Source organism: Halomonas sp. ABH4_019 (assembly GCF_056159885.1).
The window spans coordinates 157,698-173,405 of sequence record NZ_JBSWWC010000001.1; the positions used below are offsets into that span (position 1 = coordinate 157,698).

The window sequence follows — 15,708 nt, forward strand, 5'->3', positions numbered from 1 at the left end:
GTCGGACCCCGGTGGCCGCAGCGGGTTGCAATCCCGCCGCGGCTTGCATGGTGGTTGCACGATCCGCGGCTCAGTCGCCGGCCGGGGGCGGCGCCAGCACCTCGCGGGCGCCGTTGGTGCCCATGGTCGAGACCACCCCGGCCATCTCCATCGCCTCGACCAGCCGGGCGGCCCGGTTATAGCCGATCTTGAAGCGCCGCTGGACCGCCGAGATCGAGGCGCGGCGGCTCTCGGTGACGAAGGCCACGGCCTCGTCGTAGAGGGCGTCCTGCTCGGCGTCGTCGTCGCCGCCACCGCCACCCTCGGCCTCGAGGCCGGCCAGCGCATCGGCGGACACGCCCCCGGAGAGGATCTCGTCGATGTATTCCGGCTCGCCGCGACGCTTCCAGTCCTCGACCACCCGGTGCACCTCGTCGTCGTCCACGAAGGCGCCGTGGACCCGAGTCGGCATGCCGGACCCGGCCGGCAGGTAGAGCATGTCGCCGTGGCCCAGCAGGTTCTCGGCCCCGCCCTGGTCGAGGATGGTGCGCGAGTCGACCCGCGACGACACCTGGAAGGCCATGCGGGTGGGGATGTTGGCCTTGATCAGGCCGGTCACCACGTCCACCGAGGGCCGCTGGGTCGCCAGGATCAGGTGGATGCCGGCGGCGCGGGCCTTCTGGGCCAGCCGCGCGATCAGTTCCTCGACCTTCTTGCCGACGATCATGAACATGTCGGCGAACTCGTCGATCACCACCACGATGTAGGGCAGCTTCTCGAGCACCGGCGGCGCCTGGTGCATTTCCCAGGGCTGGGGTTCCCACAGCGGGTCGGCAACCTGGGCCCCGGCGCGCTCGGCCTCGTCGAGCTTGGCGTTGAAGCCGGCGATGTTGCGCACGCCCATGGCGGCCATCAGCTTGTAGCGGCGCTCCATCTCGGCCACGCACCAACGCAGGGCGTTGGCGGCCTCCTTCATGTCGGTGACCACCGGGGCCAGCAGGTGCGGGATGCCGTCGTAGACCGACAACTCCAGCATCTTGGGGTCCACCATGATCATGCGGACCTCGTCGGGCTTGGCCTTGAGCAGCATGGAGATCAGCATGGCGTTGACCCCCACCGACTTGCCCGAGCCGGTGGTGCCGGCCACCAGCAGGTGGGGCATCTTGCCGAGGTTGGCGACCACCGCGCCGCCGCCGATGTCCTGGCCCAGCGCCAGGGTCAGCGCCGAGGCCTCGTGCTGGTAGCGGTCGGAGTCGATCACCTCGCGCAGCCGGATCATCTCCCGATGGGGGTTGGGTATCTCGATGCCCACCGTGGGCCGGCCCGGGATCACCTCGACCACCCGCACGCTCTTGACCATCAGCGAGCGCGCCAGGTCCTTGGCCAGGTTGCTGATCTTGGAGACCTTCACCCCGGCCGCCGGCTTGATCTCGAAGCGCGTGATCACCGGGCCCGGCCAGGTGTCGACCACCTCGGCCTTGACGCCGTATTCGCGCAGCCGGACCTCCAGCAGCTCGGCCATCTCGGCCAGCTGCTCGTCGGTGTAGTTGGGCTGATGGGCCTGGGGCGGCGTCAGCAGCCGCAGGCTCGGCAGTTCGCCCTCCGGCTCGGCGAAGGCTTCCATCTCCGGACGCTGGTTCTGCAGGTGCTCGACCGTCCACAGCGTCGGCCCATCGTCCTCGTCGGCGGCGCGGCGCGCCTGGTCGGCGGTGGCCACCTGGCCCGACGCGCCCTCCTGCTGGCGCGACGGCTCGGTCGCCCTCGAGGCGGGCGCTGCCGACATCGAGGAAGACGGCAGCGGCGTCTCATCCTCCTCGTCCGGCAGCACCGGATCGGGGATCACCTCCGGCACGCGGCGCGGCTCGGACGAAGGCGGCGAGGCCGATTCGTGGCGCTCGTGCGCCGGCGGCGCGGCGGGTTCGGCCAAAGGTTCGCGGGGTGCGGCAGCCCCATAAGACGCCTCGGGTGCCTGGGGCTCGGCCGGTTGATTCGGGGCGAGGTCGCGCTCGGCCTGCGCCGAGTGGTCGATCTCGTCACGCGACCCGGACGGCGCGTCCGCCTCGGCATGGGCCTCCTCGACCGGCATCCCGGACGACGGCATCCCGGACGACGGCGTGCCGGAAGACGATTGCTCGACCGCGGAGGGAGCGGGCTCCCGCGTCGGTTCGACTTCCGGCGCCTGCACGGGGGCCGGGGACGTCGCGACGGGCTCCCGGGCGGGCTCGGCAGGCATCTCGGGCGAGCGCGCGGCATCGGATGACTCGCCAGGCCAGGACCGCTCCCCGGACTCGGCCTCGGGCGAGCGAGACGACAACGACTCGGGGTCGCCCGGCGCCTCGGTCCGGGGCATCGACCCTGCCGGCCATGCGCGCGCCGCCGGCGCGGCCGGAGCCTCCGGCTCTGCAGGATCGGTGGCGCGCAGCGGCATGGGGGCGACGGCGGGCTCGCGGGCCTCACGCGGCTCGCTGCGTTCGGCGGTCAACGACAGGCTCGGCTCCTGGGCGGTATAGGCCGCCTCCGGGCGCTTCGCCGAGGGCGTGCGCTCGGGCACCTCCCAGGGAATCTCGGTGTCGCCGTCGTCGCCGAAGCCGGGCTCCCGGCGCCCGCGTTCGGCGGACAGCGCCGGCGCCGGCTCGCGGCGTGCCGGCAGCCAACGTCGCCACCAGGGCGGCCGCAAGGCCTCGGGCTCCGATTCCGGCTCGGGCTTGGCCAGCGTGTCGACACGGCCGTCGGTCGCCGTTTCATCGGAGGCATCCCGCCCCAGGGCGAAACGCTCCGCGACCCAGTGCCCCAGCGCCGTGGCCCGATGGCCCAGTTCGTCCATGATGGTCAGCCAGGACCAGCCGGTGAACAGCGGTACGCCGCAGAGCATGGCGGCCAGCGCCAGCAGCGAGGTGCCGCCGGCGCCGACCAGCGGCAGCAGCGCGCCCACCAGGCCCTCGCCGAGGATGCCACCCGCCGCATAGGGCAGCACGCTGTCGGGGTCGTAGAAGTGCAGGGCCCCCAGGGTGGTGGTACCCAGCAGCAACAGCATCAGCCCGCCGCAGCGCACGGCGAGCGCCGTGGCATCCCACTCCAGGCGCACCTGCCGGGAGCGAATCAGCCACCAGGCGGCGAAGCCCAGCATGGCCGGCCACCAGAGGGCGCTGACTCCGAACAGCGAGTACAGCACGTCGGCGAGCCAGGCGCCGATGCGCCCCATCCAGTTGGCCACCTCGGTCTCGGGGCCGCTGCGCGACCAGCCGGGATCGGCGGAACGAAAGCTGTACAGGGCCAGCAGCAGGAACACGCAGGCCGCCAGCAGCAGGATCACCGCGCCCTCGCGCACCGAACCCTGCAGCCGCAAGCCGAAGCGCCTGGCCGTTTCCTTGGCAGTCGCCGCGCGTTCGCGCGTCGACGTGGTCGTCTTCTTGGCACTCAAGCGGCCAACCCCCTTGCGCCACACGGCGTCTTCCAGAATCCACGGCCGTCAATCATACCGAGCCAGGCCCGCCCGTCACAGGGGCAGACGCTGACTTGAGCCCGGCCACCGGGCCCGTCAAACTGGGGCCTCTCCGACGCGAGGACGTCCGCCCCATGCTGCCCTGGCTCCCCGAGCATCCCGTTCGCTTTCCCCCGGTCGTTTCCGCCCTCGACGATCCCGGCGGGCTACTCGCCGCCGGCGGCGAGCTGAGCCCGGCCTGGCTACTCACCGCCTACCGCCATGGCATCTTTCCCTGGTACAGCGAGGGTCAGCCGATCCTGTGGTGGAGCCCCGACCCGCGCATGGTGCTGTTCCCCGGCGAGGTCCGGGTCAGGCGCAGCCTGGCCAAGCGCATGCGCAACGCCGGCTTCACGGTCACCGGCAACCACGCCTTCGATGACGTGGTGGCCGCCTGCGCCGAGCCACGGCGGGACCAACCCGGCACCTGGATCACCGAGCACATGGCCGCCGCCTATGGCCGGCTGCACGGCATGGGGGCGGCTCACTCGGTGGAAGTCTGGCGGCACGGCGACCTGGTCGGGGGCCTCTACGGGATCGCCCTGGGACCGGTATTCTTCGGCGAATCGATGTTCTCCCGGGCCACCGATGCCTCCAAGGTCGCCCTGGTCACGCTGGCCCGCGCCATGGCCGCCGAGGGCGGTCGGTTGATCGACTGCCAGATGCATACCGCCCACCTGTCGAGCCTCGGCGCCCGTGACATCGCCCGAGGCGAGTTCATCGGCTATCTTGAACAGTGGCTGGACGAGATGCCGGATGTTCAGGGCGATGCGCCCGGCGAGATTCCGCCGCCGGCATGGTCGTTCGAACGCCTCGACACCGCGAGACTGATGCCCCCCGGAGCCAGAGGAGGCGGCCGACTTGAGCAGTAACACTCCCCGCCAGCCGATTCGCGATCTGCGGTTCTTCCTGACCGTGCCCCACGCCTGCAGCTATCTCGAGGGACGCGAGGCCACCACCCTGTTCCTGGATCCCCAGGAATCCCCCGGCGTCGGCGTCTACGACGCCCTGGCGCTGCTCGGCTTTCGGCGCAGCGGCCGCCACCTCTATCGCCCCCACTGCGAGGGCTGCAGCGCCTGCATTTCGGTGCGCATTCCGGCCGACGACTTCACGCCCAACCGCACCCAGCGCAAGCTCTACCGACGCAACGCCGACCTCGAGATGCGGGTGCGACCGGCCCTGTTCGACCCCGAGCACTACGCGCTCTATGCCCACTACATCCGCACCCGTCATGCCGACGGCGACATGTACCCGCCGAGCCACGAGCAGTACCGCACCTTCCTGACCCTGGACCAGCACTACGCCCGGCTGCTGGAGCTGCGCCTGGACGGACGGCTGCTGGCCGTCTGCGCCTTCGACCAGCTCGAGCATGGCCTGTCGGCCATCTACACCTTCTTCGACCCGGACGACGACCTCGCCCGGCGCTCGCTCGGCACCTATGCGGTACTGGCGCTGGTGGAACGCGCCCGCTCACTGGGGCTACCCCACGTCTATCTCGGCTACTGGATCCGCGAGTGCCGCAAGATGGCCTACAAGCAGGCCTTCGAGCCCCTCGAGCTGCTCGAGGGACGACACTGGCGACGCCTGATCTCCGCCTGAAGGCCGCGCTTTTTGCCTTGACGCCCGGCATGCGGCACAATATCGCGCTATCCTGATCGGCACGAGCGGCTACGCCGCATTTCGTGCCGTCGTTTGTTATCACCAGCGAGGAACCGCCTATATGGCACGCGAAGACCATATCGAAATGGAAGGCGTCGTCGTCGACACGCTGCCCAACACCATGTTCCGTGTCGAACTCGAGAACGGCCATGTGGTGACCGCCCATATCTCGGGCAAGATGCGCAAGAACTACATCCGTATCCTCACCGGCGACAAGGTCAAGGTCGAGCTGACTCCCTATGACCTGTCCAAGGGCCGCATCGTCTACCGCTCCCGCTAGGCTATAGCCTGAGGGCGGGAATCGCCCTCGCCCCCCTCCCAGCACTGCTCCCAGACGCACAACGCCCCGTCCGAAGACAGGGCGCTGCGCGGGTTGAGGGAGTGAACGACGCGCCGCTTCAGGGCGCGTCGGCCAGTTCCGCCTCCGTGGCCAGATGCAGCTCGTCGCCCTCGACGCTGACATGCACCAGCCCGCCGTGCTCGGCCAGCTCCCCGAACAGGATCAGCTCGGCCAGGGGCTTCTTGAGCTTGTCCTGGATCAGCCTTGCCATGGGCCTCGCCCCCATGTCGGGGTCGTAGCCCTTCTCGGCCAGCCAGTCCCGAGCGGCCTCGTCCACGTCGAGCTGAACACGCTTCTCGTCCAGCTGCGCCTGGAGCTCGACCAGGAACTTGTCGACCACGTTGCGCACCACCTCGGTGGGCAGGGCGTGGAACTGGATGATGCCGTCCAGGCGATTGCGGAACTCCGGCGAGAAGGTCTTGCGGATGACCTCCATGGCATCGGTGGAGTGATCCTGGGTCTGGAAGCCAATGGAACGACGCGTGGCCTGCTCGACCCCGGCATTGGAGGTCATGATCAGGATCACGTGGCGGAAGTCCGCCTCCCGACCGTTGTTGTCGGTGAGCCGGCCGTGATCCATGACCTGCAGCAGCAGGTTGAAGACCTCGGGATGCGCCTTCTCGATCTCGTCGAGCAGCAGCACGCAGTGCGGCTGCTTGGTGATCGCCTCGGTCAGCAGGCCGCCCTGATCGTAGCCGACGTAGCCCGGCGGCGCGCCGATCAGCCGCGACACGGTGTGGCGCTCCATGTACTCGGACATGTCGAAGCGCACCAGGTCGATGCCCATGATATGGGCCAGCTGACGGGCCACCTCGGTCTTGCCGACCCCGGTGGGCCCGGCGAACAGGAAGCTGCCTACCGGCTTGTCCGGCGACTTGAGACCGGCCCGCGACAGCTTGATGGCTGCCGCCAGGCCATCGATGGCCTCGTCCTGACCGAACACCAGCATCTTCAGGTCGCGATCGATGTTGGCCAGCAGCTTGCGATCGGAGCTGGACACGCTCTTCGGCGGGATCCGCGCGATCGAGGCCACCACCGCCTCGACCTGGTCGACGTCGATGGTGTCGACCCGCACCTCCGGCGGCAGCAGCCGCTGGTGGGCGCCGGCCTCGTCGATCACGTCGATGGCCTTGTCCGGCAGGTGGCGATCGTTGATATAGCGATCGGCCAGCCGCGAGGCGCTCTCCAGCGCCGCGTCGGTGTATTTCAGCTGGTGGTGCTCCTCGAAGCGCGAGCGCAGCCCCTTGAGGATGCGAATGGTGTCCTCCACCGACGGCGCCATGACGTCGACCTTCTGGAAACGCCGCGCCAGCGCCCGATCCTTCTCGAAGATGCCGCGGAATTCCTGGAAGGTGGTGGAGCCGATGCAACGCAGCTCACCGGAGGACAGCAGCGGCTTGAGCAGGTTGGAGGCGTCCATCACGCCGCCGGAGGCCGCCCCGGCGCCGATCACGGTATGAATCTCGTCGATGAACAGGATGGCGTTGGGCTGCTTGCGCAGCTCGGCCAGCAGGCTCTTGAGGCGCTTCTCGAAGTCGCCGCGGTACTTGGTGCCGGCCAGCAGCGCGCCCATGTCCAGCGAATAGACCACGGCATCGCCGATCACCTCGGGGACATCCTCCTCGACCACGCGCTTGGCCAGGCCCTCGGCGATGGCGGTCTTGCCGACGCCGGCCTCGCCGACCAGCAGCGGGTTGTTCTTGCGCCGCCGGGCCAGGATCTGCACCACTCGCTCGAGCTCGTGGTCGCGGCCGATCAGCGGATCGATCTTGCCCATCCGGGCCTGCTCGTTGAGGTTGGTGGCATAGCCGGTGAGCGGGTTGCCGCTCGGCTCGCCCCCCGCCTCCTCGGCCTCCTCGGCCTCGGGCGACGGCGAGCTCTGGCCCTGGCCGTGGCCGGACACCTTGGAGATGCCGTGGGCGATGTAGTTGACGGCATCCACCCGGGCCACGTTCTGCTGCTTGAGGAAGTAGACGGCCTGGCTCTCCTGCTCGGAGAAGATCGCCACCAGCACGTTGGCGCCGGTCACCTCGCTCTTGCCGGAGGATTGCACGTGAAAGACGGCCCGCTGCAGCACCCGCTGGAAGCCCAGCGTGGGCTGGGTCTCGCGGTCTGCCTGGTCTTCGGGAATCAGCGGCGTGGTGGAATTGATGAAATCCTGCAGGTCGGACCGCAGCTTGTCGAGGTTGGCCCCACAGGCACGCAGCACGTCGGCCGCCGAGGCATTGTCGAGCAGCGCCAGCAGCAGGTGCTCCACGGTCATGAACTCGTGACGCTTGGAGCGCGCCACGGTAAACGCCGTGTTCAGGGTCAGTTCAAGTTCTTTGCTCAGCATGGCAGTCCCCTTCTCGCCGCTTAGGGCTTGCGTCGGATCTTTCTGGGTCCGGCATCATCAACATCGGGCACAAACATCGGCGTTGCAAGTCGTCACGCCAACGCTGTCGGTTCCCCCCTTCGACCATCGCCACGGTCAATCCGTTGCCTCGATGTCGCACAACAAGGGGTGCTGGCACTCTCGGGCATACTCGTTGACCTGATGGCTCTTGGTTTCCGCGATATCGCGGGTGAACACGCCACAGGTCGCCTTGCCCTGGGTATGCACGGCCAGCATGACCTGCACCGCTTTCTCGCTATCCATGTTGAAGAACGTCTGCAGGACCTCCACGACGAACTCCATGGGGGTGAAGTCGTCGTTATGCAATACCACCTTGTACATCGGCGGCCGCGCCAGCTCCGGCTCCGACGACTGCACCGCCAGGTCGCCGTCGTCGCCCTCCTCGTGCTCGGGAGGACGCGTCATCCCCGCCTGGGGCAGGACGAGACGCGCCGCCATGCCCGATTCCTCTGTCTTGAACATAAGCTTCACTATCACTATCGACAAGCCGAGCGCACGGCACATCTCAACCGTATTTGGACGCCACCGGCGCACTCGGGTTCATCGTGGGCTTGTCACCCCGCTATAGACGTGCGGGCCCCTCAATGCAACGGCCCCCGCCCGTGAACCGGGCGGGGGCCGGGACACCTCGGTGCCCATGACGCAGGATGCGCTGACTCAGCGCTTGGCCACCAGCTCCAGGGCGGCATTGAGGGTGCGGCTGGGCCGCATCACGGCATCCGCCAGCTCACCGTCGGCATGATAGTAGCCGCCGATGTCCACCGCCTGGCCCTGCACCCCGTTGAGCTCCTCGACGATGGCCGCCTCCTTGGCGGTCAGCTCGGCGGCGAGCTTGCCGAACAGCGCCTTGAGCTCGGCATCCTCGTCCTGGGCGGCCAGCGCCTCGGCCCAGTACATGGCCAGGTAGAAGTGGCTGCCGCGGTTATCCAGTTCGCCGACCTTGCGCGACGGCGACTTGTTGCTGTCGAGGAACATGCCGTTGGCCTCGTCCAGGGCCTTGGCCAGCACCCGGGCCCGGGCGTTGTCGAAGGTCTTGCCCAGGTGCTCGAGGGACGCGGCCAGGGCCAGGAACTCGCCCAGCGAATCCCAGCGCAGGTGGTTCTCCTCGAGCAGCTGCTGAACGTGCTTGGGCGCGGAGCCGCCGGCGCCTGTCTCGAACAGGCCGCCGCCGTTCATCAGCGGCACGATGGACAGCATCTTGGCGCTGGTACCGAGCTCCATGATCGGGAACAGATCGGTCAGGTAGTCCCGCAGCACATTGCCGGTCACCGAGATGGTGTCCTCGCCGCGGCGAATGCGCGACAGCGAGAACTGCATCGCCTCGACCGGTGCCAGGATGCGGATGTCCAGGCCATCGGTGTCGTGATCCTGGAGGTAGGCCTCGACCTTCTCGATCAGCTGGGCGTCGTGGGCACGCTCGGCGTCGAGCCAGAACACCGCCGGGGCACCACTCTCGCGGGCGCGGGACACGGCCAGCTTGACCCAGTCGCGGATCGGCGCGTCCTTGGTCTGGCACATGCGCCAGATGTCGCCCTCTTCCACCGCGTGCTCGAACAGCACCTCGCCGGCCTCGTCGGTCACGCGCACGGTGCCATCGGCGGGGATCTGGAAGGTCTTGTCGTGGGAGCCGTACTCCTCGGCCTTCTGGGCCATCAGACCGACGTTGGGCACGCTGCCCATGGTGGTCGGATCGAAGGCGCCGTTCTTCTTGCAGTCGTCGATGGTGGCCTGGTAGATGCCGGCATAGCAGCGATCCGGGATCACCGCCTTGGTGTCGTGCAGGGCATCGTCGGCGCCCCACATCTTGCCGGAATCGCGGATCATCGCCGGCATGGAGGCGTCGATGATCACGTCGCTCGGCACGTGCAGGTTGGTGATCCCCTTGTAGGAATCGACCATGGCCAGGCTCGGGCGCTCGGCATACAGCGCCTGGATGTCGGCCTCGATCTCGGCCTGCTTGTCGGCCGGCAGCTTGGCGATGGTGGCGTAGAGGTCGCCGATGCCGTTGGTGGCGTCGAAGCCGACCTCCTCCAGGGCCGCGGCATGCTTCTCGAGCACGTCGCGATAGAACTCCTCGACCACCATGCCGAACATGATCGGGTCGGAGACCTTCATCATGGTCGCCTTGAGGTGCAGGGAGAACAGCACGTCCTGGGCCTTGGCGTCGGCGATCTGCTCGGCGACGAAGGCCGAGAGCGCCTTGCGGCTCATCATGGCGCCGTCGATCACCTCGCCGGCCAGCACCGGGGTGCGCTCCTTGAGCACGCTGACGCTGCCGTCCTGGCCGACCAGTTCGATCTTGAGCGCGCCGTCGGCGCCGATCACGGCGGAGCGCTCGCTACCGTAGAAGTCGCCCTCGCTCATGTGGGCGACGTGGGAACGCGAGTCCGCCTGCCATGCGCCCATGCGATGCGGGTACTTGCTGGCGTAGTTCTTGACCGAGCGCGGCGCGCGACGGTCGCTGTTGCCCTCGCGCAGCACCGGATTGACCGCGCTGCCCTTGACGCGGTCATAGCGGGCCTTGACGTCGCGCTCGGCGTCGCTACTCGGCTCGTCCGGATAGTCGGGCAGCGGATAGCCCTGCCCCTGCAGCTCCTTGATGGCGGCCTTGAGCTGCGGCACGGAGGCGCTGATATTGGGCAGCTTGATGATGTTGGCTTCCGGCGTCTTGGCCAGCTCGCCCAGCTCGGCGAGGTGGTCGCCCAGCCGCTGCGCCTCGGACAGGACATCGGGGAATTGCGAGATGATACGCCCGGCCAGGGAGATATCGCGGGTCTCGACGGTGATGCCGGCCGAATCGGTGTAGGCATCGATGATCGGCAGCAGGGAATGGGTCGCCAGGGCCGGCGCTTCGTCGGTCAGCGTGTAGATAATCTTCGGCGTGTTGGACATGTTGGCGTAGATCTCTCTGGTCACTGCGGTGCATGAAACGGGATCGGTAGCGCGCGCTCACGATGTCTGGACGACAGGAACCCTGGTGAGAACAGCCCAGCACAGCAGTCGCGACGAGGCATCGGCCATCCCTCGGGGCTGATCACGCCAGATCCAAAAATGACGAGGGCGCTCCGGCGAGCGAGGCGCAGTATACCAGCCCACCGCCGCCAACGCATGAGCCCGGATCGGAGACGATCCCTGCCATCCCGCCGCATCGACCGGTAAGATACCCCCATGAGCCGCCTATATCTCTTCCACAAGCCCTACCGGGTGCTGTCCCAGTTCACCGACAAGGGCAACGCCGAGGGCGCGCCCCGCGCCACCCTGGCCGACTATCTCGACGTACCCGGGATCTATCCGGCGGGCCGCCTCGATCATGACTCCGAGGGCCTGCTGCTGCTCTCCGACGACGGCGAGCTGATCCACCGCATCAGCCACCCGCGCCACAAACAGTCCAAGACCTATCGCGTGCTGGTCGAGGGCGAGCCCGACGACGACGCCCTGGCCGCCCTGCGCGCGGGCGTCACCCTCAAGGATGGCCCGACCCGGCCGGCCAAGGTACGCCGCCTGGCGGCGAGCGGCCTGCCCGAGCGGGAGCCGCCGCTGGATCCGAAGCGCCACCCGGTCACCACCTGGCTGGAACTGACCATCTCCGAGGGCCGAAACCGCCAGGTGCGACGCATGACCGCCCACGTCGGTCACCCCACCCTGCGCCTGGTGCGGGTGGCCATCGGTCCCTGGCGGCTCGACGGCCTGGCACCCGGCGAGTGGCGCCACGAGACCCTGCACGCCCCCCAGCCGCCGGCCGGACACCGCCCGGCAAGGAGACGCCGATGAGCCGCTGGCAGCCCTTCGTCACCGTGGCCACCGTGGTCGAGCGCGCCGGCCGCTTCCTGATGGTCGAGGAGGACCGCGGCGGGCCGCACACCCGCTTCAATCAGCCGGCCGGCCACCTGGAGCCGAACGAGCGGATCCGCGACGCCGCCCTGCGCGAGCTCCGCGAGGAGACCGCCTGGCAGGTCGGCATCAGCGACTACCTGGGGCTCTACGTCTTCCAGGCCCCGGACGGCAAGACCTTCCACAGCCACGGCTTCTACGGCATGGCGCTGGCTCACCTGGGCCACGACCTGGACCCGGCGATACTGGCCACCCACTGGCTGACCCTGGAGGAACTGGAGGCCCTGGAGCGCGAGGGCAGGCTGCACAGCCCGCTGGTAATGCGCCGCGTCCGCGATGCCCTGGCCGGGCGCTTCTACCCAATGGACGCGATTCACGAGCGCTGAAGAGTGAAGAAGAACGAGGGAAGAAGGAAGCCGGGTAGCGGCTGGTCGTCCCTCTTCAAGGCGCGCAGCGCCGGTCTTCCCTCTTCCAGGGGCGCAGCCGCGCTCTTGGTTCTTCCTACTTCGAGCTTCCCGCTCGAGTGATGTATAATCTCGCCCCGTTTGCGACCCACCCAATCCGAGAGCGTCATGACAGCCACCCAAGGCAAGGTGATCGTCGGCATGTCCGGCGGCGTCGACTCCTCCGTCTCCGCCCTGCTGCTGCTCGAGCAGGGCTATGAGGTCGAGGGCCTGTTCATGAAGAACTGGGACGAGGACGACGGCACCGAGTACTGCACCGCCAAGGAGGACCTGGCGGATGCCGAGGCCGTGTGCGCCAAGCTCGGCATCAAGCTGCACACCGCCAACTTCGCCGCCGAGTACTGGGACAACGTCTTCGAGCACTTCCTGGCCGAGTACCAGGCCGGGCGCACGCCGAACCCGGATATCCTCTGCAACCGCGAGATCAAGTTCAAGGTGTTCCTGGAGTACGCCGAGATGCTCGGCGCCGAGAAGATCGCCACCGGCCACTACGTCCGCGAGGGGATCCGCGACGCTCGCCCGCGGCTGCTCAAGGGGCTCGACGCCAACAAGGACCAGAGCTACTTCCTGCATGCGGTGCCCGAGGCCGCCATCGCCCGCACTTTGTTCCCGGTCGGCGAGCTGGAGAAACCCGAGGTCCGCGCCCTGGCCGAGCGCCACGGCCTGGTCACCGCGCGCAAGAAGGACTCCACGGGGATCTGCTTCATCGGCGAGCGGCGCTTCCGCGACTTCCTGCAGCAGTACCTGCCCGCCCAGCCCGGCACCATCGAGACACCGGACGGCGACGTCATCGGCGAGCACATGGGGCTGATGTATTACACCCTCGGCCAGCGCCAGGGCCTCGGCATCGGCGGGCTCGCCGACTACTCCGATGCGCCCTGGTTCGTGGCCGACAAGGACCTCGAGCGCAACGTGCTGATCGCCGTCCAGGGCAAGCATCATCCGCGGCTCTATACCGACAGCCTGGCCACCGAGCCGATGGATTGGGTCGCCGGCGAGCCACCGGCCGCCGAAGGCCGCCTCACCGCCAAGACCCGCTATCGCCAGGAAGACGTGGCCTGCCGCTTCGAGACCACCGAAGACGGCGGCGTGCGAGTGCGCTTCGATGAGGCCCAGCGGGCCGTGACGCCGGGGCAATCGCTGGTGCTCTACGACGGCGATATCTGCCTGGGCGGCGGCGTGATCAAGGCCATCTGGAACGCCGAGGAGGCCGCGCGATGAACGGCACCACACCCATTCACCGCGCCCCGGACTCGCCGGTCTCCCGCCAGGCGCTGGCGCTGGCCGGGGTCTTTCAGTCTGCCGGCCAGGTCGACCAGCTGGCCCGCACCGGGCAGGTCGACCAGCGCGCCTGGGACACCCTGGTCCACGCCACCCTGGATACCGACCCGGCGAGTTTCGAATCCATCTACGGCGGCCACCCCAACAACCTGCGTCAGGGCCTCGAGACCCTCGAAGGCATGCTGGGCCGCCGCCAGGCCAGCCCCGTGGTGATGCGCTACGGTTTCTCGCTGCTGATGCTGATGAGCAAGCTGCGCAACGACGCCGACATGATGGACACCCTGGGCGCCCGCCTGACCCGCATCCAGGGCCAGGCCGAGCACTTCGGCGAGACTCACGAGAACGTCATCGCCAGCCTCGGCGAGGCCTATCAGGACACCATTTCCACCTTCAAGAACCGGATCGTCGTCCAGGGCGACCCCTCGCTGCTGCAGAGCCGCATGATGCCCGAACGGGTGCGCGCCTGCCTGCTGACCGGCATCCGCTTCGCCTTGCTGTGGCACCAGCAGGGCGGCCGCCGCTGGAAGCTGATGTTCCAGCGCGGCGCCTTGAAGAAGGCCCTGGACGAGCTGAACTGATTTCCCCCACCACGCCCACCCGGAACGCGACCATGCAGCCCAAGTCACTCCCCTTGACCGCCCTCACCGCCCTTTCACCCGTCGATGGCCGCTACGGCAGCAAGGCCGAGGCCCTGCGCGAGCACTTCAGCGAATTCGGCCTGATCCGTGCCCGGGTCATCGTCGAGGCCCGCTGGCTGCAGCGCCTCGCCGAGCAACCGCAGATCACCGAGGTGCCGCCGCTCTCCGCCGAGGCCACCGCGGCGCTTAACGCCCTGGTGCGCGACTTCTCCGTGGAGGACGCCGAACGCATCAAGGAGATCGAGCGCACCACCAACCACGACGTCAAGGCGGTGGAGTACTTCATCAAGGAGCGCATCGCCGATCAGCCCGAGCTGCACGCCATCACCGAGTTCGTGCACTTCGCCTGCACCAGCGAGGACATCAACAACCTGTCCCACGCGCTGATGCTGCGCGGCGGCCTGGACGCCCTGCTGCCGGTGATGCACCAGGTGGCCGACGAGGTGGCCCGCCTGGCCGAGGAGCACGCCGCCCAGCCGATGCTGTCGCGCACCCACGGCCAGACCGCCAGCCCCACCACCCTCGGCAAGGAGATGGCCAACGTCGCCTACCGGCTGCGTCGCCAGCTCAAGCAGATCGAGGGCGTGGCGCTGTTCGGCAAGATCAACGGCGCCGTGGGCAACTACAACGCCCATCTGGCGACCTACCCGGAGGTCGACTGGGAGGCCAACGCCCGCACCTTCGTCGAGGGCCTGGGCCTGACCTTCAATCCCTACACCACCCAGATCGAGCCCCACGACTACATCGCCGAGCTGTTCGACGCCGTGTGCCGCTTCAACACCGTGCTGATCGACTTCGATCGCGACGTCTGGGGCTACATCTCGCTGGGCTACTTCAAGCAGAAGACCGTGGCCGGCGAGATCGGCTCCTCGACCATGCCGCACAAGGTCAACCCGATCGACTTCGAGAACTCCGAAGGCAACCTGGGCCTCGCCAACGCCGTGCTGGGTCACCTGGCCGAGAAGCTGCCGATCTCCCGCTGGCAGCGCGACCTGACCGACTCCACCGTGCTGCGCAACCTGGGCGTCGGCATGGCCTACGCGCTGGTGGCCTACCAGGCCTCGCTGAAGGGCATCGGTAAGCTCGAGGCCAACCCGGCCCGCCTGGCCGAGGACCTGGACAACAGCTGGGAAGTGCTGGCCGAGCCGATCCAGACCGTGATGCGTCGCTACGGCATCGAGAAGCCCTACGAGAAGCTCAAGGAGCTGACCCGCGGCAAGCGCATCGACCAGGCCGGCTTCGCCGCCTTTATCGACACGCTGGAATTGCCCGAGACCGTCAAGGCTGAACTGAAGCAGCTGACTCCGGCCAACTACATCGGCAACGCCGAGGCCCAGGCGCGCAAGCTGTAAGCCGGAAGCCGGAAGCCGGAAGCCGGAAGCCGGAAGCAAGCGTGAGCGGCGCCGGGGACAGGTCTGAAGAGGGTCCGATTCCAGGGGTGAGGAGCACGGCTCCGAACGGGCCGGCCAAGGATGGCCAGCACCGGCCCTGCAAGCGGAGCAGGATGCGAGAGCGCCGCAGGGAATCGGTAGCGCACAGGGACGTATTCACAGCGCCCTCGCCCAGACCTGTCGCCGGAACAGCCGCGTTCCCCGCCACTCCGGCCCCACATGCTAGTATCCCGACAGGCGCCACTCGGC

At 68.3% G+C, this 15,708-nt stretch carries 12 protein-coding genes; 8 read left to right on the forward strand and 4 right to left on the reverse strand.

Features of this window, described 5'->3' with window-relative positions; translation table 11 throughout:
- Positions 1–70: 70 nt before the first annotated feature.
- A complete protein-coding gene (locus ACXAFN_RS00740; RefSeq protein WP_474985323.1) occupies positions 71–3,400 on the reverse strand; it encodes a DNA translocase FtsK in 3,330 nt (1,109 codons plus the stop codon).
- A 155-nt stretch (positions 3,401–3,555) separates the two neighbouring features.
- Between ACXAFN_RS00740 and aat the strand changes: the two genes are divergently transcribed.
- The 3 genes from aat (at position 3,556) to infA (ending at position 5,399) form a co-directional block, all read left to right on the forward strand.
- Positions 3,556–4,332 carry a leucyl/phenylalanyl-tRNA--protein transferase gene (gene aat / locus ACXAFN_RS00745; RefSeq protein ID WP_474985324.1) on the forward strand — a complete coding sequence of 259 codons (777 nt, stop codon included), beginning with the start codon at positions 3,556–3,558 and terminating at the stop codon, positions 4,330–4,332.
- Positions 4,322–5,059 carry an arginyltransferase gene (locus tag ACXAFN_RS00750; RefSeq protein ID WP_474985325.1) on the forward strand — a complete coding sequence of 246 codons (738 nt, stop codon included), beginning with the start codon at positions 4,322–4,324 and terminating at the stop codon, positions 5,057–5,059. Before aat ends, ACXAFN_RS00750 begins: the two co-directional genes overlap by 11 nt.
- Positions 5,060–5,180: 121 nt before the next feature.
- Entirely contained in the window at positions 5,181–5,399 is a 219-nt protein-coding gene (infA, locus tag ACXAFN_RS00755; RefSeq protein WP_013332816.1) for a translation initiation factor IF-1, read from the forward strand.
- Between the two features lie 118 nt (positions 5,400–5,517).
- On the opposite strand, the gene clpA is transcribed toward infA, so the two are convergent.
- The 3 genes from clpA to ACXAFN_RS00770 form a co-directional block, all read right to left on the reverse strand.
- A complete protein-coding gene (gene clpA, locus ACXAFN_RS00760; protein ID WP_474985326.1) occupies positions 5,518–7,794 on the reverse strand; it encodes an ATP-dependent Clp protease ATP-binding subunit ClpA in 2,277 nt (758 codons plus the stop codon).
- A 135-nt stretch (positions 7,795–7,929) separates the two neighbouring features.
- Positions 7,930–8,292 (reverse strand): ATP-dependent Clp protease adapter ClpS, encoded by a 363-nt coding sequence (gene clpS / locus ACXAFN_RS00765; RefSeq protein ID WP_474985328.1) that lies wholly within the window; start codon positions 8,290–8,292, stop codon positions 7,930–7,932.
- Between the two features lie 219 nt (positions 8,293–8,511).
- Positions 8,512–10,746, reverse strand: a complete 2,235-nt coding sequence (locus ACXAFN_RS00770; protein WP_474985329.1) for an NADP-dependent isocitrate dehydrogenase — start codon at positions 10,744–10,746, stop codon at positions 8,512–8,514.
- A 276-nt stretch (positions 10,747–11,022) separates the two neighbouring features.
- On the opposite strand from ACXAFN_RS00770, the gene ACXAFN_RS00775 reads away from it, so the two are divergent.
- The 5 genes from ACXAFN_RS00775 to purB all read left to right on the forward strand — a co-directional run bounded on the left by ACXAFN_RS00775 (position 11,023) and on the right by purB (position 15,420).
- Positions 11,023–11,625: a pseudouridine synthase gene (locus ACXAFN_RS00775; protein ID WP_474985331.1), complete on the forward strand. Its 603-nt coding sequence runs from the start codon at positions 11,023–11,025 to the stop codon at positions 11,623–11,625.
- Positions 11,622–12,071, forward strand: coding sequence for an NUDIX domain-containing protein (locus ACXAFN_RS00780; protein WP_474985333.1), 450 nt, complete (start codon positions 11,622–11,624; stop codon positions 12,069–12,071). Before ACXAFN_RS00775 ends, ACXAFN_RS00780 begins: the two co-directional genes overlap by 4 nt.
- Positions 12,072–12,257: 186 nt before the next feature.
- Entirely contained in the window at positions 12,258–13,370 is a 1,113-nt protein-coding gene (gene mnmA / locus ACXAFN_RS00785) for a tRNA 2-thiouridine(34) synthase MnmA (RefSeq protein WP_474985335.1), read from the forward strand.
- A complete protein-coding gene (gene hflD, locus ACXAFN_RS00790; protein ID WP_474985337.1) occupies positions 13,367–14,008 on the forward strand; it encodes a high frequency lysogenization protein HflD in 642 nt (213 codons plus the stop codon). The genes mnmA and hflD overlap by 4 nt, the downstream gene beginning before the upstream one ends.
- A 32-nt stretch (positions 14,009–14,040) precedes the next feature.
- Positions 14,041–15,420 carry an adenylosuccinate lyase gene (gene purB / locus ACXAFN_RS00795; protein WP_474985338.1) on the forward strand — a complete coding sequence of 460 codons (1,380 nt, stop codon included), beginning with the start codon at positions 14,041–14,043 and terminating at the stop codon, positions 15,418–15,420.
- Positions 15,421–15,708: the final 288 nt, after the last annotated feature.